The sequence below is a fragment of the Nocardioides sp. CCNWLW239 genome (genome assembly GCF_037137035.1).
Taxonomy (GTDB): Bacteria; Actinomycetota; Actinomycetes; order Propionibacteriales; family Nocardioidaceae; genus Nocardioides.
In genome coordinates, this window is sequence record NZ_JBBBNW010000002.1 from 1,202,376 (window position 1) to 1,228,543 (window position 26,168).

26 protein-coding genes are annotated in these 26,168 nt (G+C 68.9%); 14 read left to right on the forward strand and 12 right to left on the reverse strand.

Going from position 1 to position 26,168, the window contains the following annotated elements; translation table 11 throughout:
- Positions 1-303 precede the first annotated feature (303 nt).
- Positions 304-2,358 carry an acyltransferase family protein gene (locus tag WBG06_RS11525; protein ID WP_336736851.1) on the reverse strand — a complete coding sequence of 685 codons (2,055 nt, stop codon included), beginning with the start codon at positions 2,356-2,358 and terminating at the stop codon, positions 304-306.
- 114 nt (positions 2,359-2,472) lie between these two features.
- On the reverse strand, positions 2,473-3,267 hold the full coding sequence (locus tag WBG06_RS11530; protein ID WP_336736853.1) for a deoxyribonuclease IV: 795 nt from the start codon (positions 3,265-3,267) through the stop codon (positions 2,473-2,475).
- A gap of 73 nt (positions 3,268-3,340) precedes the next feature.
- Between WBG06_RS11530 and WBG06_RS11535 the strand changes: the two genes are divergently transcribed.
- From WBG06_RS11535 to rplI, 7 genes are all read left to right on the forward strand, one after another.
- Positions 3,341-3,661: a metal-sensitive transcriptional regulator gene (locus tag WBG06_RS11535; protein ID WP_336736855.1), complete on the forward strand. Its 321-nt coding sequence runs from the start codon at positions 3,341-3,343 to the stop codon at positions 3,659-3,661.
- Between the two features lie 35 nt (positions 3,662-3,696).
- A complete protein-coding gene (locus tag WBG06_RS11540) occupies positions 3,697-3,900 on the forward strand; it encodes a heavy-metal-associated domain-containing protein (protein ID WP_008355452.1) in 204 nt (67 codons plus the stop codon).
- Between the two features lie 5 nt (positions 3,901-3,905).
- On the forward strand, positions 3,906-7,199 hold the full coding sequence (locus WBG06_RS11545; RefSeq protein ID WP_336736858.1) for a heavy metal translocating P-type ATPase: 3,294 nt from the start codon (positions 3,906-3,908) through the stop codon (positions 7,197-7,199).
- A gap of 103 nt (positions 7,200-7,302) precedes the next feature.
- Positions 7,303-7,590 carry a 30S ribosomal protein S6 gene (gene rpsF, locus WBG06_RS11550; protein WP_008355448.1) on the forward strand — a complete coding sequence of 96 codons (288 nt, stop codon included), beginning with the start codon at positions 7,303-7,305 and terminating at the stop codon, positions 7,588-7,590.
- Positions 7,591-7,697: 107 nt separating this feature from the next.
- Positions 7,698-8,294 carry a single-stranded DNA-binding protein gene (locus WBG06_RS11555; protein WP_336736860.1) on the forward strand — a complete coding sequence of 199 codons (597 nt, stop codon included), beginning with the start codon at positions 7,698-7,700 and terminating at the stop codon, positions 8,292-8,294.
- A gap of 97 nt (positions 8,295-8,391) precedes the next feature.
- On the forward strand, positions 8,392-8,628 hold the full coding sequence (gene rpsR, locus WBG06_RS11560; protein WP_008355445.1) for a 30S ribosomal protein S18: 237 nt from the start codon (positions 8,392-8,394) through the stop codon (positions 8,626-8,628).
- An 11-nt stretch (positions 8,629-8,639) separates the two neighbouring features.
- Complete coding sequence (gene rplI, locus WBG06_RS11565) at positions 8,640-9,092, forward strand: 50S ribosomal protein L9 (protein WP_336736871.1); 453 nt, start codon at positions 8,640-8,642, stop codon at positions 9,090-9,092.
- A 77-nt stretch (positions 9,093-9,169) separates the two neighbouring features.
- Here rplI and WBG06_RS11570 read toward each other — a convergent pair whose 3' ends face one another.
- Both WBG06_RS11570 and WBG06_RS11575 read right to left on the reverse strand, forming a co-directional pair.
- The gene (locus WBG06_RS11570; protein ID WP_336736872.1) at positions 9,170-9,745 is read right to left on the reverse strand and encodes a DinB family protein; all 576 of its coding nucleotides are present in this window, start codon (positions 9,743-9,745) and stop codon (positions 9,170-9,172) included.
- 60 nt (positions 9,746-9,805) lie between these two features.
- Positions 9,806-11,161: an MATE family efflux transporter gene (locus tag WBG06_RS11575; RefSeq protein ID WP_336736873.1), complete on the reverse strand. Its 1,356-nt coding sequence runs from the start codon at positions 11,159-11,161 to the stop codon at positions 9,806-9,808.
- Positions 11,162-11,653: 492 nt separating this feature from the next.
- Here WBG06_RS11575 and dnaB point away from each other — a divergent pair, with 492 nt between their 5' ends.
- Positions 11,654-13,084: a replicative DNA helicase gene (gene dnaB / locus WBG06_RS11580; protein ID WP_442945454.1), complete on the forward strand. Its 1,431-nt coding sequence runs from the start codon at positions 11,654-11,656 to the stop codon at positions 13,082-13,084.
- Between the two features lie 32 nt (positions 13,085-13,116).
- Here dnaB and WBG06_RS11585 read toward each other — a convergent pair whose 3' ends face one another.
- Entirely contained in the window at positions 13,117-14,382 is a 1,266-nt protein-coding gene (locus WBG06_RS11585) for a hypothetical protein (RefSeq protein WP_336736874.1), read from the reverse strand.
- 172 nt (positions 14,383-14,554) lie between these two features.
- On the opposite strand from WBG06_RS11585, the gene WBG06_RS11590 reads away from it, so the two are divergent.
- Positions 14,555-15,301, forward strand: coding sequence for a GNAT family N-acetyltransferase (locus WBG06_RS11590; protein WP_336736875.1), 747 nt, complete (start codon positions 14,555-14,557; stop codon positions 15,299-15,301).
- Between the two features lie 40 nt (positions 15,302-15,341).
- Here WBG06_RS11590 and WBG06_RS11595 read toward each other — a convergent pair whose 3' ends face one another.
- Both WBG06_RS11595 and WBG06_RS11600 read right to left on the reverse strand, forming a co-directional pair.
- Positions 15,342-18,368 carry a family 16 glycoside hydrolase gene (locus WBG06_RS11595; RefSeq protein WP_336736876.1) on the reverse strand — a complete coding sequence of 1,009 codons (3,027 nt, stop codon included), beginning with the start codon at positions 18,366-18,368 and terminating at the stop codon, positions 15,342-15,344.
- Positions 18,369-18,477: 109 nt separating this feature from the next.
- On the reverse strand, positions 18,478-18,951 hold the full coding sequence (locus WBG06_RS11600; RefSeq protein ID WP_336736877.1) for a MarR family winged helix-turn-helix transcriptional regulator: 474 nt from the start codon (positions 18,949-18,951) through the stop codon (positions 18,478-18,480).
- A 91-nt stretch (positions 18,952-19,042) separates the two neighbouring features.
- Between WBG06_RS11600 and WBG06_RS11605 the strand changes: the two genes are divergently transcribed.
- Complete coding sequence (locus WBG06_RS11605; protein WP_336736878.1) at positions 19,043-19,420, forward strand: cupin domain-containing protein; 378 nt, start codon at positions 19,043-19,045, stop codon at positions 19,418-19,420.
- A 34-nt stretch (positions 19,421-19,454) separates the two neighbouring features.
- Here the strand turns inward: WBG06_RS11605 and WBG06_RS11610 are convergent, their stop codons facing one another.
- Complete coding sequence (locus tag WBG06_RS11610; protein WP_336736879.1) at positions 19,455-20,099, reverse strand: class I SAM-dependent methyltransferase; 645 nt, start codon at positions 20,097-20,099, stop codon at positions 19,455-19,457.
- Positions 20,100-20,214: 115 nt separating this feature from the next.
- Complete coding sequence (locus WBG06_RS11615; protein WP_336736880.1) at positions 20,215-20,817, reverse strand: TetR/AcrR family transcriptional regulator; 603 nt, start codon at positions 20,815-20,817, stop codon at positions 20,215-20,217.
- A gap of 78 nt (positions 20,818-20,895) precedes the next feature.
- Here WBG06_RS11615 and WBG06_RS11620 point away from each other — a divergent pair, with 78 nt between their 5' ends.
- Positions 20,896-21,399 (forward strand): J-domain-containing protein, encoded by a 504-nt coding sequence (locus WBG06_RS11620; protein WP_336736881.1) that lies wholly within the window; start codon positions 20,896-20,898, stop codon positions 21,397-21,399.
- Between the two features lie 18 nt (positions 21,400-21,417).
- On the opposite strand, the gene WBG06_RS11625 is transcribed toward WBG06_RS11620, so the two are convergent.
- Positions 21,418-21,855 carry a MarR family winged helix-turn-helix transcriptional regulator gene (locus WBG06_RS11625; protein ID WP_336736882.1) on the reverse strand — a complete coding sequence of 146 codons (438 nt, stop codon included), beginning with the start codon at positions 21,853-21,855 and terminating at the stop codon, positions 21,418-21,420.
- 84 nt (positions 21,856-21,939) lie between these two features.
- Between WBG06_RS11625 and WBG06_RS11630 the strand changes: the two genes are divergently transcribed.
- Positions 21,940-22,836, forward strand: coding sequence for an alpha/beta hydrolase (locus WBG06_RS11630; RefSeq protein ID WP_336736883.1), 897 nt, complete (start codon positions 21,940-21,942; stop codon positions 22,834-22,836).
- Here WBG06_RS11630 and WBG06_RS11635 read toward each other — a convergent pair.
- On the reverse strand, positions 22,833-23,273 hold the full coding sequence (locus WBG06_RS11635) for an iron chaperone (RefSeq protein WP_336736884.1): 441 nt from the start codon (positions 23,271-23,273) through the stop codon (positions 22,833-22,835). The two genes, WBG06_RS11630 and WBG06_RS11635, sit on opposite strands and share 4 nt — an antisense overlap.
- Positions 23,274-23,465: 192 nt before the next feature.
- Between WBG06_RS11635 and WBG06_RS11640 the strand changes: the two genes are divergently transcribed.
- A complete protein-coding gene (locus WBG06_RS11640) occupies positions 23,466-24,443 on the forward strand; it encodes a cyclase family protein (RefSeq protein WP_336736885.1) in 978 nt (325 codons plus the stop codon).
- Positions 24,444-24,456: 13 nt separating this feature from the next.
- Here the strand turns inward: WBG06_RS11640 and WBG06_RS11645 are convergent, their stop codons facing one another.
- The gene (locus tag WBG06_RS11645; protein ID WP_336736886.1) at positions 24,457-25,329 is read right to left on the reverse strand and encodes a hypothetical protein; all 873 of its coding nucleotides are present in this window, start codon (positions 25,327-25,329) and stop codon (positions 24,457-24,459) included.
- Between the two features lie 127 nt (positions 25,330-25,456).
- On the opposite strand from WBG06_RS11645, the gene WBG06_RS11650 reads away from it, so the two are divergent.
- Positions 25,457-26,158 (forward strand): CPBP family intramembrane glutamic endopeptidase, encoded by a 702-nt coding sequence (locus WBG06_RS11650; RefSeq protein WP_336736887.1) that lies wholly within the window; start codon positions 25,457-25,459, stop codon positions 26,156-26,158.
- Positions 26,159-26,168: the final 10 nt, after the last annotated feature.

Genomic DNA, 26,168 nt, shown 5'->3' on the forward strand with positions numbered 1-26,168 from the left:
TCAAGGCGTACGCAGCCTGCTCCTTGGGGCTGTCCGGGCCGAGATTCGGGGGAATTCGGTTCGGACGCTGGCGCCGCCGCCTTGGGGGAGGCAGGCGGTTTCGGGGCCGCGGCGTGGGTTGGGCACTAGGGGGATGCCCAACCCACGCGCGGGCCGAGCCGGGCTGACGGCACGGCTGGGCCGGGCGAGGCGGTGAGGGGATGACTGCCCCGCCCGGCAACATTCGATTGTCCCGCGCGGTCAGCGCGAGGGCAATGGTTCGGTCGCCGCAGAACTGAAATGTGTTCTATATGAAACAGAACGTCAGGCGGGACGGTCCAGCCGACCGAGCCGCTTGCCGAGCGCCGGGGTGACCCGGTCGACCCAGGTCGCGGTGATGTGGGAGTCGTCGTAGTAGGTGACGACGTCGCCGACCACGAGCGGGCAGCGCTCGGTGCAGACCAGGTCGACGATGTCGACGTACGCGGCCTCGGTGCCCTCGAGCGCTTCCTGGGTCACCTCGTTGGAGTCGACCTCGGTGCCGTCGGCCTTGACGACGCAGTCCTCGAGGAGGTTGCGGGCGTCGGAGAGGCACTCGCCCGGGTCGTTCTCGACGGCGGGGACATCGGCGAAGACGCGTACGTCGGGAGTGATCTTCTCGAAGGACCGGACCCCGTGGCGTACGCCCTCGCGCCACTGCTCCTCGGTCGAGACGCCGTCGCGCTCCTCCATGTCGAGCATCCCGCGGGCGCCGACGACGATGGTGTCCGGGTCGAGGTCGGCGATCTGCTCGTTGGTCCACTTCCGGAAGTCCTCGCACTCCTCGACGGTCATCTTCGAGGACTTCTGCTTCACCCCGTACGCGGCACAGCCGAGCTTCACGAACGGGACCAGCTTGACGTGCTGGCGCTCAGCGAGGGTGTCGAGGGCGGGCAGCCACATCCCGATGTGGGAGTCGCCGACGACGGCGACGGTGCGCTCGGCCTTGCCGTCGCCGTAGACACAGTCGCCGTCGAGCTCGGTCTCGCCGTAGCCGGCGTAGCAGTAGCCGCCGCGCTCGGCCCACGAGTCGCTGGCGTCGAACTTGGCCTCGGGCGGCAGCGGCGCACCCTTCTCGGCGGCCTCGATCGTCGTCTTCAGCACGCCGGTGACCGGCTTGTCGTCGGTCTCGAGGACGTCGGGGTTCTCCTGGAACCACTCCTCCGCGTTGGCCTTGGCGACGTCGACCTGATAGCCCGCGTACGCCTGCGAGCTCGTCCCCGCGACCAGGGCGAGGGCGGCAGCGGCCGGCCAGAGGGCGAGGGCCCGGCGGCCCTTGGTGAGATGCGGGATCTTGTGACGCTGGAAGGGCATCTCGATCCAGTGGTAGCTCGCCGCGGAGGCGGCCAGGATGAGCGCCAGCATGATCAGCAGCTGGCGGAGGCCGCCGCCGGGGATCGCCTCGGGGGCGAGGATCAGGATCGGCCAGTGCCACAGGTAGAGGCTGAACGAGATGTCGCCCAGATAGCGGAACGGCTGCTTGGAGAGCAGCCAGCCGGTCGGGGTGGCAGGGCCGGCGACCAGGAGCGCGACCGTGGCGAGCACCGGGACCAGCGCGTGCCAGCCGGGGAAGTGGGTCTCCTCGCTGAAGCTCATCGTGGCGTAGACGAGGGTGCTGACGCCTGCGATGCCGAGGCCTGCCGCGTACGCCCGGTGGAACCGTCCGAGCCTGATGCTCGCCAGGCGACCCGTGACGCAGGCGAGCAGGGCACCGGCAGCGAGCTCGAACGCTCGGGCGGGCGTCGAGAAGTAGGCGGTCGTCGGGTCGGCGGCGGTCGCGTGCAGCGACCAGGCGAAGCTGACGACCGCGACGAGCGCGGCCAGCGCGGTGACCGCACGGCGGCGGTGGTGCTTGGGGATCCAGAACGCGACGGCGAGCACCAGCAGTGGCCAGACGACGTAGAACTGCTCCTCGACCGAGAGCGACCAGTAGTGCTGGAACGGTGAGGGGGCGGCGTTGTTGAAGTAGTCGACGGCCTCCCGGGCGAAGTGCACGTTGGCCAGGAAGACCGCTGCCCAGCCGGCGTCACCGGCGATCTGGTCGGTGCGGGTCTGGGGCAGGACGATGGCGCTGTAGGTGAGTACGACGAGCATCGTCGCGGTCGCTGCCGGCAGGATCCGGCGGGCGCGGCGGGCGTAGAACTGACTGATGCTGACCGTCCCGCTGCGGTCGGTCTCACGCAGCAGCAGGGTGGTGATCAGGAACCCGGAGAGGACGAAGAAAACGTCCACTCCGACGAACCCACCCTCGAACCCGGAGAGTCCCGCGTGTCCTGCGATCACCAGACCGACAGCGACGGCACGGAGACCTTGAACATCGGCGCGCCAGTTCGAACTCATTCGAAGAAGCCTATGTCAATGGCCCGGTTGGGTCATAGTCGACAGTCCCGCTGGGTGGTCCTTCTCGCGGATTCTTCAGCGACTTCTCAGTGCTGACTCATCCGCCCCGGTGGCTCAGATCCGCTCGCGGAGCCAGGCGAAGTCGCTGGTGTGCTCCGCGGCGCCGCCGGGGGTCTCGCAGATGACCGGGGCGCCGGCGTCGCGGACCACCTGGGCCAGCAGGTCGGGGTCGATCTTGCCGGCGCCGAAGTTGGCGTGGCGGTCGGCGCCGGAGTCGAACTCGTCGCGGGAGTCGTTGCAGTGGACCAGGTCGATGCGGTCGGTGATCTTGCGGACGTCCTCGACGACCGTCTCGAGCGGGTTGCCGCCGGCGTGGGCGTGGCAGGTGTCGAGGCAGAAGCCGACGTTCTCGAACCCGTCCGCCTTGCTGATCGCCTCCCAGACCCCGGCGATCCGGTCGAGGTAACGCGCCATGGCGTTGTCGCCGCCGGCGGTGTTCTCGATCAGGAGCGGGACCTTGATGTCGGTCGCCTCGATGGCCTTGCGCCAGTTGTCGAAGCCCTTCGCCGGGTCGTCGTCCTTGATGACGTGACCGCCGTGCACGATCAGGCCCTTGGCGCCGACCTCGGCGGCGACGTCCATGTGCTGCTGGAGCAGCTTGCGGCTCGGGATCCGGATCCGGTTGTTCGTCGTGGCGACGTTGATGATGTAGGGCGCGTGGACGTAGAGATCGACGCCTTCCGCCTCGGCGCGGGCCTTGAGCGCTGCCGCGCCCTCGGCGTACGTCACCACCGGGCCCTTGTAGGACTGCGGGTCGCCCAGGAAGAACTGCACCAGGCTCGCGCCGCGCGCGGTCGCCTCGGCGACGGGGTCGGTCTGGTCTACGTGGGCACCGATCGCAACAGCCATGACCCCAGTCTAGGACGTCGCACCGACATTCCGCGGGGTTGACTTCATACCTTACGGGGGTATGGTAGTCGGCATGGACGAGCACACTGGGCACGAAGACCACGCAGACCACGGATACCTCCACAACAAGAACAAGGAGGCCTATCTCAAGCGGCTCAAGCGCATCGAAGGCCAGGTGCGCGGGCTGCAGCGGATGGTGGAGGACGAGGCCTACTGCATCGACATCCTCACCCAGGTCTCCGCCTCGACCAAGGCGCTCCAGGCGGTCGCGCTGGGGCTGCTCGACGAGCATCTCGGCCACTGTGTCGCCGGTGCCGTCCAGAACGGTGGCGCCGAGGCGGACGAGAAGCTCGCCGAGGCCTCCGCCGCCATCGCTCGCCTCGTTCGGTCCTGATTGTCAACAATCCAACAACCCTGGAAGAGATTCTCATGAGCACCCAGAACTTCACCGTCGTCGGCATGACCTGTGGTCACTGCGTCGCCTCTGTCACCGAGGAGGTCACCGAGATCGCCGGCGTGAGCAACGTCGACGTCGACCTGGCCTCGGGCAACGTCACCGTCACCGCAGCCGAGCCGATCTCCGACGACGCCATCCGCGCCGCCGTCGAAGAGGCCGGCTACTCGCTGGCCTGATCGCGATGAGCCCCACCGCCACCACGCCGACGGAGCAGCAGCTCGAGATCGAGGGCATGACCTGCGCGAGCTGCGTACGCCGGGTCACCAAGGCCATCAGCCGGGTCGAGGGGGTCGAGGACGCCAACGTCAACCTCGCCACCGAGACCGCGCTGGTGCACTTCGACCCCGCGCGCACCGACCTCGCCGAGATCAGCGCCGCCATCGAGAAGGCGGGCTATCAGGCTGTCCTGCGATCATCGACCGTCGAGAGCCCGCAGGAGCCCTCGACAGTCGAAGACGACCGGGACGTACGCCGCGAGACAGAGCTCGTCCAGCTCAAGCGGCGATGGATCACGGCCCTGGCGGTGGGGCTCGGCCTGATGGCGTTGATGTACGTCCCGCTCCCGCCCGACGCCATGGAGCCGGTCATGTCGATCGTGCTCGTGGTCGCCGCGATCACCCAGTGGTGGGCGGGCCGAGACGTCTACGTCGCGGCGGTCCGAGGCATCCGCCACGGATCCGTCGACATGAACACGCTGGTCACGCTCGGCACCGGCATCGCCTTCGCCTACAGCGCCTTCGTGACCCTGTGGATGGGACAGGCCGAGGCGTGGGGCCTGCCGCTCCACCTCTACTTCGAGACCGCCCTGGTCATCATCGCGCTGGTGCTGATGGGTCGCTGGCTCGAGGCGCGCGCCAAATCGCGTACGGCGGACGCAGTGAAGGCCCTCGTCGGCCTCATGCCGGAGACGGCCACGGTCGTCCGCAACGGTCGTGACGTCGCCGTTCCGGTGGCGAACCTGCAGGTCGACGACCGGATCCGCGTACGCGCCGGGGAGAAGATCCCGGTCGACGGCCGCCTCGTCGCCGGAGCGTCCTATGTCGACGAGTCCATGCTCACCGGTGAGAGCGACCCGGTGCGGAAGACCGAGGGCGACATCGTCATCGGCGCGACGATCAACCAGACCGGTTCGTTCGAGATGGAGGCGACCGCGGTCGGCTCCGAGACCACGCTGGCGCAGATCATCGCGATGGTCGAGTCGGCCCAGGGCTCCGGCACCAAGCTGCAGCGTCTCGCCGACCGGGTGTCGGCGGTGTTCGTACCCGCCGTCCTGATCGTGGCCGCGCTGACCTTCGTCGGCTGGCTCGTCCTCGGCCCCGACGCCGAGAGCCTCACCAGCGCCGTCACTGCCGCCATCGCGGTCCTCATCATCGCCTGCCCGTGTGCTCTCGGCCTGGCCACGCCGGCCGCGGTGATGGTCGGCGCCGGCCGTGCCGCCGAGCTCGGCGTGCTCGTCGGCTCCGGCGAGACCCTCGAGCGCGCCCGCTCCGTCACCGCCATCGTCTTCGACAAGACCGGCACGATCACCCACGGCAAGCCCGAGGTCTCCGAGGTCGCGCCCGCTCCCGGCTGGACCTCCCGAGCCCTGGTCGCCATCGCCGCCGCAGCCGAGACCGGCAGCGACCACCCCCTCGCCACCGCCCTTCGAGCCCATGCCGAGGCGTCACGTACGTCGCCCGAGGCGTCACTCCCGTCGTCCGACACGTCAGATACGTCGCGCGAAGCGTCACTCCGGTCGTCCGAAGCGTCACTTGGTGCCATCTCGGCCGACGTACGTGACGCCTCGGCCGACGCGCCTGACGTCTCGGCGTTCGAGGCACATCCCGGGCGCGGGATCAGCGCGGTGGTGGACGGTCGGCGCGTTGTCGTCGGGAACGCGGCGATGATGGCCGCGGAGGGGATCGACGCCACCGACAGCGGTGCGGTGCTGGTCGCGGTCGACGGTGCGTACGCCGGCAGCATCCGGGTCGAGGACCAGGTCCGCGACGAGGCGAGGGAGACGGTGCGCCTGCTCGAGGAGTCGGGCGTCGAGGTGCACATCCTCAGCGGCGACGCCGCTGAGACGGTGGCGAAGGTGGCCGACGAGGTCGGCGTACGTCACGCCGCCGGCGGGCTCCTGCCCGAGCAGAAGCTCGCCCGCATCAAGCAGCTCCAGGACGACGGCAAGGTCGTCGCGATGGTCGGCGACGGGATCAACGACGCCCCGGCGCTGGCCCAGGCCGACGTCGGGATCGCGATCGGCACCGGCACCGACGTCGCCCTCGCCGCCTCCGACATCACCTTGGTCGGCGGCGACCTCCGCGGCGTGGTGACCGCGCTGGCGCTCTCCCGTCGCACGGTCGCGACGATCAAGCAGGGCCTGTTCTGGGCGTTCGCCTACAACGTGCTCCTCATCCCCGTCGCCGCCCTCGCTCTCCTCGACCCGGTCCTGGCCGGCGCCGCGATGGCGATGAGCTCGGTCAGCGTGGTCACCAACGCGCTGCGGCTGCGCGGCTTCCGTCGGCCCGAGACCCCCGAGGCGTACGCCGGGCGTGGCTTCCTCACCAAGGCCCGCGACGGTGGATACCTGCTGGTCACCGCCGTGGTCGCCCTCGCGATCGGTGCCGGCCTGACCTACCTGTCGCGCACCGAGCCGGCCCAGCGAGGGATGAACGGACTCCTGGAGTGGGCGCAGGGGATGAGCCCGATGCGGCCATCGATGACGGAGATGCACGAGGTCGACGTGGCTCCGGTGGCCTCCGACGACGCGGGCATCGACGTCGCGATCACGCGGCGGCAGGACGGGCTGCGATTCCTCGTCACGGACGCCGAGACCGGCGAGCCGGTGACCGACCTCGGTCGCACCCACCAGGCCTGGATGCACGTCATCGTGACGAGCCAGGACCTCTCCTGGTTCCGCCACCTGCACGCCGAGCCGACCGGCCGCCCGGGCGAGCTCGAGACCGACGTGTCCTTCCCGGCCGGAGGCACCTACCGCGTCGACACCGAGTTCCGCCGGCGCGCCGACATCGCCGACGTGCTCGACCGGCAGCAGCTCACGATCGAAGGTACGCAGCCCCCGGCCGTCCCGCTGGAGGCGAGCCCGAGGTCGTCGACTGTCGACGATCTCACCGTCACGCTCGAGGGCGACCTGGTCGCCGACGAGGAGAGCGATCTGCACTTCGGGTTCGAGGACGCCACCGGGAAGGTCGTCGACGACCTACAGCCCTATCTCGGTGCGGCCGGCCACGTCGTGGTCATGAGCGCCGACGGCGGGACGTTCGTGCACGGTCACGCCGAAGGCGAGGAGCTGGCGGTCCCCGGGACCACGTTCGGCCCTGAGCTCGGGCTGCACCTCGACGTACCCAAGGCGGGTCTCTACCGACTGTGGGCACAGTTCCGGCTCGGCACCGGTGAGGTGATCACGGTGCCGTTCACGGTCGAAGCCGTGGATTCGGCCACGACTGTGGATTCGGGTGAGGAAGGCACTGGTTGATACCCTGACGCGTCCCTCTTCACAGATGGAGACGGGACATCGCATCAGCCCTCCTGCCATGGAGAGACCATGGCCGCCGAGTCCGTAGGAGGTGGAGAACGCTATGCGCGCCTATGAAGTAATGGTGATCCTCGAGCCCAGCCTCGATGAGCGCACCGTCGCCCCGACCCTTGACAAGTTCCTGAAGGTCGTCACCAACGATGGTGGCACCGTCGAGAACGTTGACGTCTGGGGACGTCGTCGTCTGGCCTACGAGGTCAACAAGAACGCCGAGGGCATCTACGCCGTCGTCAACCTGACCGCCGAGCCCAAGACCGTTCTGGAGCTCGACCGCCAGCTTGGCCTCAACGAGCAGATCCTGCGCACGAAGGTCATCCGCCCGTCCAAGTGACGCGGATGTCACCGTCGGAAAATGTCGGCGCCGGGTCCTATGTTGGGCCCACAGGGAACAGCTCCTGAACCGACACCGACACCCAGATCAGACTCAAGGGAGATCTCATGGCAGGCGACACCGTCATCACCGTGATCGGCAACCTCACCGACGACCCGGAGCTTCGCTTCACGCCGTCGGGTGCAGCCGTTGCCAACTTCACGATTGCTTCGACGCCCAGCACCTTCAACCGGCAGACCAACTCGTGGGAGGACGGGGAGACCCTGTTCCTGCGTTGCTCGATCTGGCGCCAGGCTGCTGAGAACGTCGCCGAGTCCCTGCAGCGCGGCATGCGTGTCGTCGCTCAGGGCCGCCTGAAGTCGAGGTCCTACGAGACGCGTGAGGGCGAGAAGCGCACTGTCTTCGAGCTCGAGTGCGACGAGATCGGTCCCTCGCTCCGCTACGCGACCGCCAAGGTCACCAAGGCCAGCCGGCAGTCCGGCGGCCAGGGTGGTGGCGGCGGTTACAACCAGGGCGGTGGCGGTGGCTACAACCAGGGTGGCGGCTACGGCGGCCCCCAGGGTGGTGGCCAGCAGCAGGCTCCGGCCGGCAACGACCCGTGGGCCTCGCCGGCTCCGCAGCAGCCCGCCAACGCGGGCGGCGGCGCGCCGGCCAACGACCCGTGGGCGACCCCGGGCGTGGGCAACGACGAGCCTCCCTTCTGATCAACAGATCCACATTCCGAATCCCTCAACCATTCCGGTACTCAACCCATATGCCGCTCCGCGGCTGGGGCCGGGCTTCTAGAAAGGAAGCACCACAATGGCCAAGGCAGTGATTCGCAAGCCTAAGAAGAAGGTTTGCCAGTTCTGCAAGGAGAAGGCGACCGGTGTCGACTACAAGGACGCCACCCTGCTCCGTAAGTTCATCTCCGACCGCGGCAAGATCCGCGCCCGTCGCGTGACCGGCAACTGCGTCCAGCACCAGCGCGACGTGGCCATCGCCGTCAAGAACGCGCGCGAGGTTGCTCTGCTGCCCTACACCTCCACCGGTCGCTGAGGAGGATCGACATGGCTACCAAGATCATCCTTCAGCAGGAGGTCACCGGGCTGGGTTCCGCCGGTGACGTCGTCGAGGTCAAGGACGGCTACGCCCGCAACTACCTGATCCCGCGTGGCGACGCCATCCGCTGGTCCCGCGGCGCCGAGTCGCAGGCCGAGTCGATCAAGGCTGCGCGCGCGGCTCGCTCCGTGCGCGACGAGGCTCACGCCGCCGAGATCAAGGGCAAGCTCGAGGCCAACACGGTCAACGTGAAGGTCCGCGCCGGCAAGGACGGCCGCCTCTACGGCGCCGTCACCGCCGCCGACATCGCCTCCGCGGTCTCCGAGACCACCGGCGAGTCGATCGACAAGCGCACCATCGCGCTGGGCAACCCGATCAAGGCCCTCGGTGCTCACGAGGTCTCCGTCAAGCTCCACGACGAGGTGTCCGCCAAGCTGGCCCTCAACGTGGTCCCCGCTTGATCTAGGGATTCCACACAGGCCCGCCTCCTTCGGGAGGCGGGCCTGTTCGTTTTCGCCGAGAAGTCAGGTACGTCGGCTCAGAACTTGTTCGCGATCTCGTTCAGCTTGGCGACGTACGCGGGCCAGTCGTACTCCGAGGGGATGTTGTCGCCGGGTCTGCGCCAGCCGGTCGCGCCGTCCGCCATCTCGCGAAGGATGTCGGCCTGGCCGCCGTGACCGGCGAGGTCGGCGAAGAGATGCACCAGGATCTGGTGGAGCGTGACCTCCTCGTTCCCCCAGTGCGGTACGTGGCCGATGGCGTCCAGCGGTAGCGCGTCGATCGTCTCGTTGCCATGGGCGATGACTCGGCGGTACAGGTCGATGACTCCGGCGGCGGTCTCGTCCTCGGTGGCGTACCAGTCCGCCTGTGGGTCGACGTCGAAGACCTCGTCCGCGATCAGCTCCTCGGGATGCGGGAACGGTCGACTGAACGTGGACCCGAGATAGACGGCCTCGACGCCGGTGACGTGCTTGATGATGCCGAGGAGATTGGTGCCGGTGGGCGTACGCGGCAACCGGGCCTCCCGCTCGGACAGGTCCTCGACCTTGGAGATCAGCGCCTCGCGGCGCGCGTCGATGTAGGTCTTCAGTGTGCTCTTCGGGTCGGACGGCATGTGCTGACCCTGATGCCAACCCCGGCTCGGCGCAACTCGGTTGTCCGCCTCAGTCTGGGCTCAGACCCCGGTGACCAGCCAGCGGTCGGAGCGCGCACGCAGGGTCAGCACCACGAAACGGGCGCCCATGAAACCGAACGCGAAGGTGACCCACACCCACACCAGGCCACCGCCGAGCGCGACGGCCGTCGCCACGAGCGGGACGTACGCGACCAGGGTCCAGATTCCGCCCCACGCGAGGTAGCGTCCGTCGCCGGCGCCGATGAGCACGCCGTCGAGCACGAAGACGACGCCGGCGATCGGCTGTGCGATCGCCGCCACGATCACCACCGGCACCAGCAGGTCCTGCACCGCGGGATCCCCGGTGAAGAGGGCGCCGAGGAAGGGTGAGACCGCAGCCAGGAGCACCCCGGCCGCGACCCCGATCACGACACCCCACCACACCATCCGGGCCGTGATCGCGCGGGTCTCCTGGATGTCGCCTGCTCCGAGCGACCTCCCCGTCAGTGCCTGGGCGGCGATCGCGATCGCATCGAGCACGAACGCCAGGAACGTCCACAGGGTGAAGGCGATCTGGTGGGTCGCCAGTCCGACGGCCTGGTCGCCGACGGCGAGATGGGTGACCGCGTACGTCGTGACCAGCAGCGCCATGCGCAGCGTCAGAGTGCGCACGACGAGAGCCACGCCGGCCCGCGCGGCGGCCCGGATCCCGGGCAGGTCCGGACGCAACGGGGCTTCCTCCTGACGGGCGGCCCGCACCACGACGTACGTCAGCATCCCGGCGGCCAGCACCTGCGCGATCACCGATCCGATCGCCGAGCCGGCGATCCCGAGCCCCGCTCCGTAGACGAGAGCGAGGTTGAGCACGATGTTGAGTACGTTGGCGACGACCGCCGCGACCAGTGGCGTCCGGGTGTCCTGCAGTCCACGGAGCACACCGGTGGCCGCGAGCATCATCAGCAGCGGAGTCACGCCGAGGACGGCGATCCGGAGATAGGTCGTCGCCGGGCCGACCACCGAGTCACCGGCGCCGACTGCCCGGCTGAGCGGTTCGGCCAGAAGCATCACCGGGATGGTGACGACGACGCCGATGATGACGGCGAGCCAGATCCCGTCGATGCCTTGTCGTAGCGCACCGGCGGTATCGCCGGCACCGATGCGGCGGGCGACCGACGCCGTGGTGCCGTAGGCGAGGAAGACGCAGAGACCGACGATGGTCTGGAGCACGACACCTGCGACCCCGAGGCCTGCGAGCTCGCGGGTGCCGAGGTGACCGACGATCGCGGAGTCCGCCAGCAGGAAGAGAGGCTCGGCCACCAGCGCCAGGAACGCGGGGATCGCGAGTCGCCAGATCTCCTTGTCGAGGCCCCGACGGTCGGTCTTCGAGCTGGTCTTCGCATCCGCCGGGGTCCACACGGCCTCAAGGTTAAACACTGCCCGTCCGAAGCGTTTTCCAGGGCAGGTGGAAAACCTGTGGAAAACATCCTTGCAGCGCTATGTCGACAAAACGCCCGGGCGGATTCGGTGATCGTGGCCGTGAGCACGGATGAGTGGTGCACTTTCTTCCGTCCACAACCCATGAAAAGCAAAACCGCAGGTCATAGCCACTTTCTCGAACAGGATGCACTAGTTATGCACAGCCAGGTCCCCAGGCTGTTCACATTGACCAGGGTGTCGTCCACCGGTATCCCCTGGTTATCCCCAGGGCCTGTGGATAACTTGCTGTCCCCGATGTGGTCTGCGACGTAGGGTCGCGGAGACTTGAGGTGTCGTCGAGGGTCGGCCGAGCCTGCGCGAGCAGCACCCATCGCTCCGCTTCAGCGGAACTGTCGGTGCCCGCCCGTAGCGTGGGCCCGGAATCGACCGAGATCACGCCGCGACGATCCGCAGACCAGGGAGGGCAAGGGAATGAGCGTCACCGAGACCGGCTCGATGGGCGGTTCGGGCGAGTTCCCGGAGCCGCCCTTCGAGGAGTGGGGCGACGGCCCCGCAGCCTACGAACCCGGCAACGCGCCGCGTGCTGTCAACGACCGCACCCCGCCGCAGGACATGGCCGCCGAGCAGGCCGTGCTCGGCTCGATGCTGATCTCGAAGGACGCCATCGCCGACGTCTCCGAGACGCTGCGCGGCACCGACTTCTACCGACCGACCCACGAGTCGATCTACGACTCGATCCTCGATCTCTACAGCCGCGGCGAGCCGGCCGACATGGTCACCGTCGCCGACGACCTGCGCCGCAAGGGCGAGCTGGAGCGCATCGGCGGCGCGCCCTACCTGCACACCCTCGCTTCCAACGTCCCGATCGCCGCCAATGCGGCCTATTACGGCGAGATCGTCCGCGACAAGTCCGTCCTGCGCCGCTTGGTCGAGGCCGGCACCAAGATCGTGCAGATCGGCTACGCGGGCGAGGGCGAGGTCGACAACATCGTCGACGAAGCCCAGGCCGAGGTCTTCAAGCTCACCGACAAGCGCTCCGGTGAGGACTACTCCCCGCTCGCGGACATCATGGACGGTGTCCTCGACGAGATCGAGGCGATCTCCAACCGCGAGGCCGGCCTCTACGGCGTCCCCACCGGCTTCGCCGACTTCGACGAGCTGACCAACGGTTTCCACTCCGGTCAGATGATCATCGTCGCGGCGCGTCCTGCGATGGGGAAGTCGACGCTCGCCCTCGACTTCTGCCGCGCGGCCTCGATCCACAACAACCTGACCAGCGTCTTCTTCAGCCTGGAGATGAGCCGCTCCGAGATCACCATGCGTCTCCTCTCCGCGGAGGCCAAGGTGCCGCTCAACCACATCCGCAACGGCAACATGTCCGACGACGACTGGAACAAGCTCGCCCGCAAGATGGGTGAGGTCTCCAGCGCGCCGATGTTCATCGACGACAGTCCCAACATGACGATGATGGAGATCAGGAGCAAGGCCCGACGCCTGAAGCAGCGTCACGACCTCCGGCTCATCGTCATCGACTACCTCCAGCTGATGAGCTCCGGCAAGAAGGTCGAGTCCCGTCAGCTCGAGGTCTCCGAGTTCTCCCGCCAGATCAAGCTGCTGGCCAAGGAGCTCGAGGTCCCGATCATCGCGTTGTCCCAGCTCAACCGTGGTTCCGAGCAGCGCGCCGACAAGCGCCCGGCGGTCTCCGACCTCCGCGAATCAGGGTCGCTCGAACAAGATGCGGACATGGTCGTCCTCCTCCATCGTGACGATGTCTACGAGAAGGAGTCGACCCGCCCCGGCGAGGCCGACGTGATCATCGCCAAGCACCGTAACGGCCCCACCCGCGACCTCGTCGTCGCCTTCCAGGGCCACTACAGCCGCTTCGTCGACATGGCTCACTGACCAGCTGAGGCTGGGGCTGCGGCTACCGAACCTCAGTTCGTGGCCGCGGCGACGACCAGGTCGATCGTCTCGGCCACGATGTCGCCGCGCATGTCGGGAAGCGGCTCGCCGGAGGCATCACCGCTCAGCACCGGAACGTGGATGTGACCCTGCTTGGTCCTGATCCCGAGCGCGTCGCGCAGAGCGGTGGTCCGGTACGCCGACTCGTTGGACAGGTAGTCACCACCCGCGCCTGAGACGGCGGTCGAGCCGGGGGTCGGGTCCTCGCGCGTGACGGGGGCCGTCCCACCGGCGGGGATCTCGGTGATGACGTGGTTGATGTTGATGGGGAAAGCCCCGCTGACCGAGCTCTGCATCGCCTCGGTCGGGAGCGACGTACGCGTCCACTGAGGCTGCTGCTCCTCGTGCGGCACCTCGGACGGGATCGGGATCATGCCGGTTCGGCTGATCCGGTCGTTGTCACCGAACCCGCCGCGGTTGGCGCCGTTCCAGTACTCGAGGTCGAACTTCCCGGCGCGGCCCTGGCTGATCGTGATCGCGGTGTCGACATCCCGCTTGCCCGGGATCAGGTGGGGCATGAACGCCCGCTCGACGATGCCCTCGGCGAACGGATCCCACAGCACCGGGAACACGACGGCCTGGATCTCGACGGGCCCGTCGGCCGTCTCGAGGACCCGCCCGTCCATGGCGAGCGCGGACGCTCCGGACGGGTTCGACTGGCGGATGTTGCGGTCCAGTGTGAAGGGGTCGAAACCGGACACCAGAACCCGCTGATCACGGTGTTCGGTAGCGGCGAAAGCAGTGGTGTCGACACCTCGCGACGCCGTCTCGAACGCCCGGAGCACCTTGGCTCGGGCATCCTCGGACCAGCTGGGGAACCCCGGCTCGACCGCCGCGATCTCCGCCTGGCCGAGCAGGCGCGCCCAGTAGAGCGGTCGGTCGTCGCTCGCCGGGAGCCCGCCGGCGTCGACGCGTCCCTGTGCCACGTCGACCGCCCGGGCCCACAACGCTCGCCCAGCGGCACGAGCGGCGCCGATCGCTTCCCGGCTGCTGTCAGCGGCACACAGAGATGCGCGAAGCGCGGTGCCGGTCCGGTCGAAGCCCGACCGGGCCAGCAGGTCGGTGACCACGGGGTCGTCGAGACGCGTGTGCTCGACCCGGAGCTGCGGCTCGGCGACGGTGCCGCAGTGCGGTGCTGCGTACGCGGTGGCGGGGGACGTGATGCCGGCAGCGCCGGTGGTGAGCGCGGTGGTCAGGAGTGCAGCCGCAGCGATGGTGAGTGCCGTACGTCGAATCATCGGGAGTCCTTCCGAGTCAGGCCCGACGGTGCCGGGTGCACCGGATTCTTCATGGTCGGGATTCCCGGTGACAAGGGCCTGACCCGTGCCGCCGGGAGCCGGCCGGGTCACCGATGGACACCGGTCAGAAAACCCGTCGCCGGTGTCCCGCTGCGTCGGCAACGATGACCGCATGTCGCTCACCATCTCTGTGCTCGCCGACCGACCAGATCTCGCCGAGGCGATGTGGGACATGCCCAGCTCCTGGCCGGAGTTCATGCGCCAGGATCCGATCGGTGGCCTCTACTACGGCAACGTCGAGACGCGGTTCAGCCCGTTCGTCCTGGTTGCCCAGGACGAGACCGGCCAGGTCGTCGCGTGCGGCTACTCGGTCCCCTTCGTGCGCGGCAACCGCGAGGAGCTGCCGGACAACGGGTGGGACTTCGTCATCCGGGAGGGCCTGCTGGCGAACATCCGAGGTCAGGAGCCCGATGCGATCTCCGCGGTCGAGATCGCCGTTCACCCCGATCACCAGGGGAGGGGCCTCTCGGCCCAGATGCTCGGCGCGATGCGCGACAACGCCGCCCGGCACGGCTTCGCTGAGCTTCTGGCGCCCGTACGACCGAACGGCAAGACCGACGCCGACGAGCCGATGTCGACGTATGTGACCCGGGTCCGCGAGGACGGTCTCCCTGTCGACCCGTGGCTGCGGGTCCACGTACGGGCCGGCGGCTACATCGAGCGGGTGGCTGCTCGGTCGATGGTCATCCCCGGCACCCTGACGGATTGGCGGAGCTGGACCGGGCTGCCGTTCGACAAGAACGGCCCGGTGCTGGTGCCGGGCGCCCTGGCTCCGGTGCACTGCGACCTCGACCACGGTGTCGCCACCTATGTCGAGCCGAACGTGTGGGTCGTACACCGCACCGGCGCCCCGTCGTGAGTCGACGGGACGCCGGTGCGGCACGCTGCCCGACAACGGGTCAGTCGGTGAGCTCCTTCACCTGGACATTGCGATAGTCGACGGTCTCACCCCCGCCGTGGTTCTGCATGCCGACGAATCCGGCCAGGTCCCGAGCGGGATCGGTGCTGGTGAAGTCGTTCACCAGGGTCCCGTTGAGGAAGATCCGGACGCGAGAGCCTTCGACGCGGATGTCGTAGGAGTTCCACGAACCGACCGGCTTGAGAGAAGCAGCGACCGCGTCGGCGTCAGCACCCTGGAAGGTGTAGATGGCACCGGTCGTGCGGTCCGGGGCGTCGCTGGCGTCGATCTGGACCTCATAGCCCTGGTTGACCGCGACCCACGGGTCGTTGCCGGGGTCGGGGAAGCCGATGAAGACGCCGCCGTTGTCGTCGCGCAGCAGCTTCCAGTCGAGCTTGAGGCTGTAGTCGCTGAACTCCTGCTCGGCGTACCACAGCAGGCCCATGCCGTTGGTCGTACGCAGCGAGCAGTCGTCCTGCCGGCCGAAGGAGCCCGCACCGGCCATCCGCCACGAGGCCAGGGAGGTCAGGGTCCCGTCGAACAGCGAGGTGTAGCCCGCGGCGGGCCGCTTCGGTGAGCAGATGTCGTCGCCGCCGCCGACCTTGAGAACGTCGAAGTTCACGTTCCCGTCATCGCCCTGGTCGTAGCTGAGCGTGATCCGGTTGACCCCGGCCTTCAGGCGCATCGGCCGGGTGACCGTGGCCCAGGTCTGCCAGTCGCCCGTGGACTCCAGCGCCCACGGCGCGACCTCGGTGCCGTTGAGGTAGACCGAGACCCGCTTGGTGCCGGGCGCGGGGTCGGGGCCGTTGGCGTAGCGCAACCGGACCGGGTACGTCCCGGCGCGATCGACCTCCGCGTCGAAGGTCACCGAGGCGCCGACGTTGCCGAAGCCGTCCACGAACCCGGAGCCGGAGTAGCCGTTGTGCTCGACGGCGACGTTGGCGCTGCCGCGCAGGGTCGCCTGCTCGGCCTCGAGGTAGTTGCGGTCGGCCGGCGACTCATAGCCGGGGATCGAGTTGAGCGTGTACCAGGCCTCGGTGTTCCACAGCTCTTCACCGTTCGCGCCGGTGAACGGCCGCGGCGAGCGCAAGTGCACGACCCGGCCCTCCTCCAGGCCGTCCACGGTGAGCTTCACCGAGGTGCGGTCGGCCGAGACCTGGGCGCCCGAGACGAACAGCGGACGCTCGTCGATCTTCGGCCCGCCATAAGTCGGCCGCGGCGCGTAGCGCCAGTGGGTCATCCGGAAGGCGGCGTTCGGGTCCTCGGCGATCTTGTCGATCGTCTCCTGCGACAGCGGCTGGGTGTAGCGGATCTCGAAGCCCTTGCTGGTGGCGCGCATCTGGTGCATGTCGAACGCCTTGCCGTCGGTGGGACTCATCCGCTGCAGGCCGTAGCGGAGTTTGCCCGGCTCGCTCCAGTTGCCCGCCTCGCCGATGCCGCCGACGTAGATCGACCCGTCCGGGCCGAGCAGGGTGCGGTTCACGCCCGCCTCGAGACCGGCGGACCAACGGAAGACCGCGCCCTGGTACTCACCCTCGACCTTCTCCAGGAACCCGCGCTGCAGGCCGCCGTAGGTGACGTCGCCGAAGATCATCTGACCGGCGTACGCACCCTTCTCCAGCATCATGGGGCTGCTGGGGGAGTTGCCGATCTCGTTCTGCGGCACCCACAGGGCGGGGCCGGTGACCGGCTGGTCGTCGAACGGCCCGGACGGGTTGGTGTAGTGGTTGAAGAACCGTCCCGGCTTGACGTGCACCAGCTTCGAGCTCGGCAGCCAGGCACCCTGGTTGTCCATCACGAACAGGTCGCCGTCGGGTCCGCGCATCATCCCGTTCGGCGTGCGCAGCCCGCCGGCGAGATAGGTGACCTCACCGGTGTCGCGATCGATCTTCAGCGTGGTGCCGCGGTTGCGTGCCGGCTGCGGGTCGGTGGTGGCGCCTCCGTTGTTGATCGCGACGGACAGGTTGACGTAGAAGCTCTCCTCGTCGTGGAGCAGGCCGAAGGCGAACTCGTGGAAGTTCTCGCCGAAGGGCCACTCCGCCACCTTCCGGTGCTTGTCGTAGAAACCGTCGCCGTCGGGGTCGGTCAACTCGGTGAGCTGGTCGCGCTCGGAGACGAAGATCGAGTCGTCGATGATCGCCACGCCCATCGGGTTGAACAGGTCGGTCGCGACCTTCTCCACCGTGACGTCGTCGGGCCCGGTGGCGGTGTCGGGGTTGCTGAGGAGGAAGATCTCACCGGGCTCGGGGTCCTCGACCCAGCCTGCCGGGCTCACCGACCCCGAGGTCACCACGGCGAGCCGACCGTCCTTCGCCCAGTCCAGCGCGGACACCATCGGCTCGAAGCCGTCCGGTCGCAGGTCGGTCAGGTCGTACCCGGGGTGGACGCTGTCCAGCTGCATCCCGTCACCGGCGGTGTCGTCCTGTCCCTCGCAGTACTTCGTGCCCGGCGCGGTCACCCGCACCACGCCTGCTTCGGTGCTCAGGACGTCGGTGGGCACCAGCGAGAAGTCGCCGGCGCCCGGCGGGCGCCACTGCAGGCGCAGCACCTCGCCGCCACCGTCCTCGAAGTGCTCCACACGCAGGTCGTGCATGCCCTCGCTGAGCGACACGGAGCCGTCCTTGGCGGTCTCTCCGTGCAGCCCGTCGTGGTCGATGACCTCCGAGCCGTCGATGACCAGCCGGGAGCCGTCGTCGCTGATCAACCGGAACTCGTACGTCCCGGCGGCATCGATCCGCAGGTTGGCCAGCGCGTGCGAGATGAACCGGTCGGCCAGGCCGAAGTCGGCGGGCGAGTCGTAGTCGATGAGCGAGGTGAGCTTGTCGACGTTGGGTGTCTGGCCGCCGCGCAGCGTGCACAGCTCCTGGATCGGGCGGCTCATGTCGTAGGTGCGCAGGGTGACGCCCGGTTCCTGCGGTGGTAGATCCGCAGCTGCAGCGGTGGCGGGAGAGCCGCCGAGTAGCGCGGCCACAGCTGACAGGCCGACGAGTGAGCCGAGCACGGCTCTGGACGGGGGGACGTGGATCATGGGGGCCTCCGCGAGAGATATGACGTGAGTCACACCTGAAATTAGGGCCCGCCGACGAACTTCGTCAAGCAGTTGTGAAACTTTCGCAAGTAGATTTGAAATGTGACGGTCAGGCTTTGCGTGGGTGCTGTGTCATCCAGCCTGGAAGGTCGCCGATCGGCCTGTCGTCGGCCACCTCGGCGAGTGCCTCGACCATCGTGTCGAAGCGCTCGGGGCCGAGCTGGCGCCGCCAGCGGTCGATGACGCGCTCGAAGCCGGCCGCGCTCGCCCCTAGGAACTCGTCGGCGTGACGCGTGCGCCGCAGCAGGACTGCCCTTCTGTCGCCGGGGACCGGCTCGCGGGTGACATACCCTGCCTCCTCGAGGACGGTCGCGGTCTTGGCGGCGGCCTGTTTCGAGACGCCGAGGCGTTGGCCGAGCTGATTGATGGTGCATCCCTCGTCTCCGACGGCCTGGAGCGCGAAGCCGTGAAGCGGCCGCGCGCCGGGGTAGCCCTGCTCGGCCAGCTCGTCGTGGAGCGCGTCGACGCCTTGGCGGAACGCGCCGGCCAGCAGGAGTACGACCCTCCATCCGGGTTCACTCATCGCCCGCTCCTTTCTGTCGACAACCTGGTTGACGATATCGCGTGCGCTGCCTACGGTTTAGACAACCATGTTGTCTAAATCAGGAGCAGCCATGCCTGCCAGCAAGATCGCTCAGTCCGACGCCCGCCACACCGAGACGCCGAATGCGGCGATGACGACCCTCGCCTCGCCGACACAGGGAGGCACTGGAACGCTGAGCCTGTGGCGGACCGCGATGCGCCCGGGGCAGAGCGGACCGCTGCACTCCTTCGACGTCGAGCAGGTCTGGCACGTGCTCGAAGGCGCGACGACGATCGTCGTGGACACCGAGCCCATCACCTTGGCGGTTGGCGACACCCTGGTCGTACCCGCCGGCATCTCGCGGAGGGTTCACACCGACACCGGGGTGACCTTCATCGTGTCCGGGCCGGCGAGCGGCAAGGCGACTCAGGGTGGCGGGGAGGCCGTCGCGCCACCGTGGATCGTGTGACGCGTGAGCGTGTCTGACGGCTCGCCGGCGCCGCTCACGCCTGTGGGGCCCGAGCGAAGACGACCGCTCCCGGGATCTCCTCGTCGGGCCGGATGAGGAGTTCTGCGTCGATCGTGAAACCGGCCTCCCGCAGCCAGCGGGAGACCTGCTCGGGCCGCCGTCGATGACTGTCGACGCTGATCGGGCGCCCGGTGTAGCCGATGGTCGAATGTCGAGTCTCGTCGCCGACGTGGAATCCGACGAGCAACGGGCCGCCGGGGCGGAGCACGCGCCGGAACTCCCCGAACACGCCGGGCACGGCGACGTCGGGAATGTGGATGACGGACCAGAAGGCGAGTACGCCGCCGACCGAACGGTCGAGGAGCGGGAGATCCGTCATCGAGCCGACCTCGAACCCGAGATCTGGATGGTCGCGCCGCGCGATGGCGATCATCTCGGGCGAGAGGTCGATCCCGAAGGCATCGACCCCGAGGTCTTGAAGGTGCCGGGTGATGTACCCGGGTCCGCAGCCCACATCCGCGACCGGCCCGCCACCTGCGCCGCCCACCGACTCGGCGAACACCGTCAGGCTCGCACGCAGATGAGGATGCTCGTCGAGCAGACCCTGCACCTTCTCGGCGTAGCCGGCGCCGTCGGTGTCGTACGAGTCGCGCGTCTCGTTCAGCCAGTTGTCTGCCATTGCGACGATGCTAGGGCAGCCGGCGCTCTTCGTGACGGACGCGCTGCCAGCCACAGCCGCGAGCAGCGGTCTCACGAGATCTGTACCCAGGAGGACGGCGGCCCGGCGCCATGGGTCAGGGAACGGACCCGAAGAGCCGATCCAGATGCTGGTCGACGGCAGCGAGTGCGGCCCGGGGCTCGATCACGCCGAGCTCGAGGAGGGGCGTGAAGCCGGTCAGCGAGAGGATGAGGTCGGTCTCGATCGACGGGTTGCGGTCCGACGGGATCTGACCATCGGCGATGGCCTGTCGAACGAGGCTCTCGACGAGATCCCGTCCCTCGCGGAGCCCGACACGTGCCACCTCGCGCAGGTCGGGGTCGTGCAGGGCCTCGAGGACGTACGCCGCGTTCATCCGGCTGGTGGCGCGGGCATCGGCATGCAGGGGGAGCATCTCGGTGAGCACGACCCGCAGCACCTCCCGCGGATGCGGAGGCTGACGGAGCCCGTTCAGGCCACGTGCGACCCGGTCGGAGGTCTGGTCGGCGGCGAACTCCATCGCGAAGGTCAGCATCGCGGTGCGGGAGGAGAAGTAGTGCTGGAGCTGCCCGAGCGAGACACCCGCCTCGCGGGCGACCTCGCGCATGGTCGCTCGCGGCCAGCCCTGGTGCTCGACGACCCGCCACAGTGCGTGTGCGATCGCTTCGCGTCGCTCGCGGTGGTCGACCTGCTTCGGCATCGCTCGGCCTCTCGTCCTGGTTTCAATACGCGTGACATAATACAGGTGACTTGCATCGAGGTGGACGAAGGAGGGCAGATGTCCAGTGCGGCGCCCCATGACCCCTACGCCTTCGCGATCGACGACTCCGTCGCGATCGCCCTGCTCGCCGATCTCCAGGTCCGGAAGGCGATCGCGCGCGGCGAGTTCGACGATCTGCCGGGCGCCGGCGAGCCGATCGACCTGCCGGACCAGCACGACCCGGAGTGGTGGATCCGCAGTCTCATTCAGCGCGAGCACATCGCGCTGCTGCCCTCCTCCATCCAGCTCCGCAAGGACGATGCCGCGCTGGACGAGCGCCTCGACCAGCTGACGGACGAGAGGTCCGTACGCCGGGAGATCGACGACTTCAATGCGCGCGTGATCCGGGCCCGCTACGAGCTGCCGACAGGGCCGCCGTTGATCACCATGCCGCGTGACCCCGATGCCACGGTCGCCGCATGGGCGGAGCGCCGGGCGACGCGAGCGGCCAAGGCCCGCGAGGCCGCTCCATCGGCTGGGCCGCGGCGGGCTCGGCGCCCCAGATTCCGTCGCCGCCGGTAGAAGACCGGTCGGGGTCGCTCACCGCGACAGCTCCTCCAGCACCGTCCGGAGCCGGCTCAGGACCCGCGCGGTCGTAGCCAGGTCGTCGGCCGCGATCCCCTGCACGCGCTCGGCGATCACTGCGTCGACGGTTGGCGTCGCCGCGGCGAAGGCGCGCTCACCGTCTGGTGTCAGCGCCAGGATCGAGGACCGCCGGTCGTGGGGGTTCGATGCCCGCCGACACAGGCCCGCCGCCTCCAGCCGGTCGACGGCCTTGCTCGCCGTGCCGACACCGATGTCCATCGACGCCACGATGTCGGATACGCGGCAGTCGGGAGTCGTCGCGATCAGCTCGAGCATCTGGAACTGCCCGAGGGTGAGGCCGTCGTGCCCGGTACGCACCCTCGCGTCCAGCTGGTTGAAGAGCCGCGTCTCGGCGCGGACGAGGTCGGAGAAGAGCTGCCAGCCGTCGGTCATGACGAAAACCTGCTTCCAGGGAATTATATCGAAAGGAATCTACTTCCCTTCGATACAACATCGTCCCATGCAGGAGGCCTCACCGTGAGCAAGCAGCAGCGCGACGCACTGGACGCCGCCATCCGTGACTTCCCGTTCGATCCGTCGGTGACCGTCGAGGAGGCCCGTGCCGGCTTCGACGCCGGTCAGACCCGGCCGCTGCCCGACGAGTCCGGGGCCAGGCCGGTCGCGATCGGCGGGATCCCGGCCCTGGAGCTGTATCCCGCGGCCACCGGGGGGACGCTCCTCTACCTCCACGGCGGCGGGTACGTCCTCGGTTCGGCCCGCACCGGCGCGCCGCTGGCCGACGGGCTGGCCGCCCGTGCCGGCCTCCGTGCGGTCGCGATCGACTACCGCCTCGCTCCGGAGGCGCCCTACCCGGCGGCGGTGGAGGACGGGCTCGCGGCGTACCGGGGACTGCTCGAGAGCGGCATCGAGCCGCATCGGCTCGTGCTGGCCGGCGACTCCGCGGGCGGCGGCCTGACGATGGCGACGCTGCTGGCCGCGAGGGCGGCCGGCCTCCCGCAGCCGGCGGCAGCGGTCGTGTTCTCGCCGTGGACAGACCTGACGCTGTCCGGCGCGACGGTCGAGACCAAGCGGGACGCGGACCCGCTCTTCGACCGCACCGCGCTCGAGTGGTTCGCCGACCGATATCTGGGCGGTGCCGATCCCGTCGACCCGTTGGCCAGCCCGGCGCTCGCGGACCTCACCGGGCTGCCGCCGCTCCTGATCCAGGTCGGGTCCCGCGAGGTGCTCCTGGATGACTCCGTGAGGCTCGCTGCCAGGGCCGCGGAGGCGGACGTCGAGGTGACCCTCGAGGTCGGCGCCGACCTTCCGCACGTCTTCCAGAACCAGGCCGGGTCGCTCGACGAGGCCGATGCGGCCCTCGGCCGGGCGAGCCGGTTCCTGGTGGAGCGGCTTGCCGGGGCGCTCGGGCTCTAGCTCGCCGCTCGCGTCACCAGCTCGGTCAGGCGCTCCTCGACGGCCGGGTTCATCACGGTCACCGCGAAGACGGTCGGCCAGATGTCGCCGTCGTCGAGGTTGGCCCACTCCTGGAAGCCGACCTCGGCGTAGCGCATCTTGAACTTCCCGGCGCACTTGTAGAACACCACGACCTTGCCGTCGGAGTTGGCGTAGGCGGGCATGCCGTACCAGGTCTTCGGGGCCAGGTCGGGCGCGTGCGTGGTCACGATCCGGTGGAGCGCCTCGCCGATCGCGCGGTCGTTGTCGTCCATCGCCTCGATCTTCTCGAGGCAGTCCGCGAGATCGGCCTCCGCCTTCTTGCTGCCGGTGCCACGCTTGGCGGCCGTCCTGCGCTCTGCGGCGGCCTCCTTCATGGCGGCCTTCTCTTCCTCGGTGAACGTGGTGCTCTTCGCCATCGGTCTTTCCTTCCTGAGCAGGTCTGTTGAGACGAGCCTAAGGACACCGATGCTCAGTACGCTTCTTCGTTCCTGATCAGTACCCGCCAGGGTAAAGCGCGAGACACTGACGGAAGCCCCGAGAAAGTGACCGAGTATGGCCCACCCGATTCCCCCTCAATCCGACCCTCTCGCTCAGTCCGGAGCGACCCGATGACCACGCACGACCGCCCGAGCCGGGCAGAGCTCCACGACAGGCCCGGACCGCTTCGGGGCACATCCTGGGAGCTCTTCGACGATCCCTGGCGAGGGACCCCGTCGTTCGCGGACGAGCAGGCAGTCGTCGCCGCGGCGGGCCTGGTCCAGCTCGGCGAGACGTTCGGGTTGGACTATCCGATCGACGCGTTCACCCCCGGGATGTCCACTGCTGGGAAGCCGGTCGAGCACGTCATCTACGCCAACCACCCGGCGCACCGCGACGACTGCCTCAACAGCTTCTATCTCCAGTCCTCCAGCCAGATCGACGGCCTGCGCCACCGGCGCGCGGACGACGTCGGGTTCTACGCGGGCATCGCTGATGAGCAGGTCGTCCCCGGGACCGAGGAGATCGGCATCCAGGTCTGGGCCGACCGGCCGATCGTCACCCGGGGCGTCCTGGTCGACATCGCCGGACTCCTCGCCCGGCGCGAGGAGGTGCTCGACCACGAGGCGGGCGAGCCGATCCCCTTCGACTACATCGACCAGGCGCTCACTGCGCAGGCCGTCGAGCTTCGACCAGGTGACATCGTCATGCTCCACACGGGATGGTGCGAATGGTTCCTCGGTCTCACCATCGAGCAGAAGCTGGCTCAGCAGGCTCTCGGCCGCGCCACCGGCATCGCGCAGAGCCAGGAGGTCCTCGACTGGGCCTGGGACAACGGCCTGGCCCTGCTCGCCGCGGACACGTTCGCGGTCGAGTGCCTGCCGCCCGTACCCGACTCTCCCTTCCTCCAGTCGGCTCCCAACGATCGCGGCATGATGCACCAGGAGTTCCTGGCCAAGCTCGGTATGCCGCTCGGCGAGCTGTGGCGCCTCGGCCCGCTGGCCCACCGCATGGATCAGCTGCAGCGGTGGGAGGCTTTCCTCAGCGTCAAGCCGCTCAACATCACCGGCGCGACCGGTTCCCCGGCCAACGCCGTCGCGATCATCTGACCGGCCAGACCGGTCAGACCGTACGCGTCAGGGCGGCCGCCAGGCGGTCGGCCGCCCCCGGCTCGGCCTCGGGCAGGAAGAGCGAGGGCTCGACGAGCTCGAGCTCGAGCACGCAGTAGGAGCCGTCGTTGTCGCGGACCAGGTCGACCCGGGCGTACGTCGGGGTGCCGAGCCGTTCGACGACCAGGTCCATGGCTGCCTGTGCCGCCTCGATCTGCTCCGCCGAGGCGGTGTGGGCGGCGGTGGTCTCGACCGCGAAGAGGTTGTCGACGGCGCCGGCCTGCGGCAGCTCGACCCGCTTGCTCGCGGCGTGGCTCAACCGGCCCTCGAAGAAGACCATCGGCCATTCGCCGTCCACCGGCACCGACTTCAAGAAGGGCTGGACCAGCGCCACGTTGCCCGCGGCGTGCAGGCGCGCGATGTGAGCCGCAGCGGCGGCGTGATCCTCGGCCCCGTAGGCGACGACCTCACGGCTTCCGGCACCGACCGCCGGCTTCACCAGGAACTCCTCGTCCGGGAGGTCCGCCTGGGTGCCAGGCGCGACGAAGACCGTGGGCGTGATCGGCACTCCGGCGGCGTCGAGCTCGGCCAGATACCTCTTGTCGAGGCTCCACCGCACGAGGGCGGGTGGGTTGACCAGCTCGGTGAGCTGCGCGACCTCGTCGACCCAGGCCAGGAACTCGGCCAGCCGTTCCGGATAGTCCCAGGTCGAGCGGAGCACCACCCGGTCGTACGCTGCCCAGTCGACGTCCTGGTCGTCCCAGTCGACCACGTCGACGGTGACGCCGGCCTCGGCCAGCGCTGTCAGAGCAAGCTGCTCGTCCTCGTCGCGACCGCGCGCCTCGCGTGCGGTCACCCATGCCAACCGGTTGATCTGCTTCACCATGGTCCGCACTATGGATCCTCGCCCTCGGGCGAGCAAACCCGCCCGAGGGTGGCCCGGTCGGCCGCCGGTTCGACGGGACGGCCCGTAGGTTGGACGCGAAGGCAGTCGTCATCGGAGGGAGGGTGCCGTGCGCCGCTGGGTGCGCCGGTCGTTGTGGGACGTCGTCCCACGCGACGACCGTCCGAGCGAGGCTGCCCTGCGCCGTCGCCGTCTCGTCACGGTGGCGTTCGGCCTGCTCGGCGCGGTCGTGCTCGGGGTCTCGCTGCGTATCGATCCCGGCAGCGTCTGGTTCTATCCGGCGACCTTCGCCCTGGCAGGTGTGTGGACGATCGGCGCCTTCGCGTCGGGACCGTTGCATCTGGGCCGGATCGGCGCTCGGGGTGAGCCGGGGGAGCAACGGCTGGTCCGTCCGGTGCTGTCCCCGATCCTGCTGGGCCTGGGACTGGCGGCGATCTTCGTCGTCGGTGGCCTGGTCGTACGCGAGATCCCCTGGCTGGACCAGCAGGTGCGGTCGGTGACCGACTTCGCCGACCAGGGCTCGCTACCGATCCTCGTCGTGGTGACGGCGGTCAACGGGGTGGCGGAGGAGTTGTTCTTCCGCGGGGCCGTCTATGCGGCCCTCCCACGGCACGCGGTCGTCTGGACGACGGTCGCGTACGTCATCGCGACGCTCGCGACCGGCAACGTGATGCTTGCGTTCGCGGCGATCCTGCTCGGCGTCGTGGTCGGTCTCCAGCGACGCGCGTCCGGTGGTGTCCTCGCCCCGATCCTCACCCACTGCACGTGGTCGCTGTCGATGCTCCTGGCGCTGCCGCTGCTCTTCGGGTGAGCCCGGCGTA

What these genes read in the sequence shown, in the direction of transcription:
- WBG06_RS11525 (WP_336736851.1), bottom strand. Translation starts at nt 2,358, where the DNA reads ATGAGTTCGAACTGGCGCGCCGATGTTCAAGGTCTCCGTGCCGTCGCT.
- WBG06_RS11530 (WP_336736853.1), bottom strand. Translation starts at nt 3,267, where the DNA reads ATGGCTGTTGCGATCGGTGCCCACGTAGACCAGACCGACCCCGTCGCC.
- WBG06_RS11535 (WP_336736855.1), top strand. Translation starts at nt 3,341, where the DNA reads ATGGACGAGCACACTGGGCACGAAGACCACGCAGACCACGGATACCTC.
- WBG06_RS11540 (WP_008355452.1), top strand. Translation starts at nt 3,697, where the DNA reads ATGAGCACCCAGAACTTCACCGTCGTCGGCATGACCTGTGGTCACTGC.
- WBG06_RS11545 (WP_336736858.1), top strand. Translation starts at nt 3,906, where the DNA reads ATGAGCCCCACCGCCACCACGCCGACGGAGCAGCAGCTCGAGATCGAG.
- rpsF (WP_008355448.1), top strand. Translation starts at nt 7,303, where the DNA reads ATGCGCGCCTATGAAGTAATGGTGATCCTCGAGCCCAGCCTCGATGAG.
- WBG06_RS11555 (WP_336736860.1), top strand. Translation starts at nt 7,698, where the DNA reads ATGGCAGGCGACACCGTCATCACCGTGATCGGCAACCTCACCGACGAC.
- rpsR (WP_008355445.1), top strand. Translation starts at nt 8,392, where the DNA reads ATGGCCAAGGCAGTGATTCGCAAGCCTAAGAAGAAGGTTTGCCAGTTC.
- rplI (WP_336736871.1), top strand. Translation starts at nt 8,640, where the DNA reads ATGGCTACCAAGATCATCCTTCAGCAGGAGGTCACCGGGCTGGGTTCC.
- WBG06_RS11570 (WP_336736872.1), bottom strand. Translation starts at nt 9,745, where the DNA reads ATGCCGTCCGACCCGAAGAGCACACTGAAGACCTACATCGACGCGCGC.
- dnaB (WP_442945454.1), top strand. Translation starts at nt 11,654, where the DNA reads ATGAGCGTCACCGAGACCGGCTCGATGGGCGGTTCGGGCGAGTTCCCG.
- WBG06_RS11585 (WP_336736874.1), bottom strand. Translation starts at nt 14,382, where the DNA reads ATGATTCGACGTACGGCACTCACCATCGCTGCGGCTGCACTCCTGACC.
- WBG06_RS11590 (WP_336736875.1), top strand. Translation starts at nt 14,555, where the DNA reads ATGTCGCTCACCATCTCTGTGCTCGCCGACCGACCAGATCTCGCCGAG.
- WBG06_RS11595 (WP_336736876.1), bottom strand. Translation starts at nt 18,368, where the DNA reads ATGATCCACGTCCCCCCGTCCAGAGCCGTGCTCGGCTCACTCGTCGGC.
- WBG06_RS11600 (WP_336736877.1), bottom strand. Translation starts at nt 18,951, where the DNA reads ATGAGTGAACCCGGATGGAGGGTCGTACTCCTGCTGGCCGGCGCGTTC.
- WBG06_RS11605 (WP_336736878.1), top strand. Translation starts at nt 19,043, where the DNA reads ATGCCTGCCAGCAAGATCGCTCAGTCCGACGCCCGCCACACCGAGACG.
- WBG06_RS11610 (WP_336736879.1), bottom strand. Translation starts at nt 20,099, where the DNA reads ATGGCAGACAACTGGCTGAACGAGACGCGCGACTCGTACGACACCGAC.
- WBG06_RS11615 (WP_336736880.1), bottom strand. Translation starts at nt 20,817, where the DNA reads ATGCCGAAGCAGGTCGACCACCGCGAGCGACGCGAAGCGATCGCACAC.
- WBG06_RS11620 (WP_336736881.1), top strand. Translation starts at nt 20,896, where the DNA reads ATGTCCAGTGCGGCGCCCCATGACCCCTACGCCTTCGCGATCGACGAC.
- WBG06_RS11625 (WP_336736882.1), bottom strand. Translation starts at nt 21,855, where the DNA reads ATGACCGACGGCTGGCAGCTCTTCTCCGACCTCGTCCGCGCCGAGACG.
- WBG06_RS11635 (WP_336736884.1), bottom strand. Translation starts at nt 23,273, where the DNA reads ATGGCGAAGAGCACCACGTTCACCGAGGAAGAGAAGGCCGCCATGAAG.
- WBG06_RS11640 (WP_336736885.1), top strand. Translation starts at nt 23,466, where the DNA reads ATGACCACGCACGACCGCCCGAGCCGGGCAGAGCTCCACGACAGGCCC.
- WBG06_RS11645 (WP_336736886.1), bottom strand. Translation starts at nt 25,329, where the DNA reads ATGGTGAAGCAGATCAACCGGTTGGCATGGGTGACCGCACGCGAGGCG.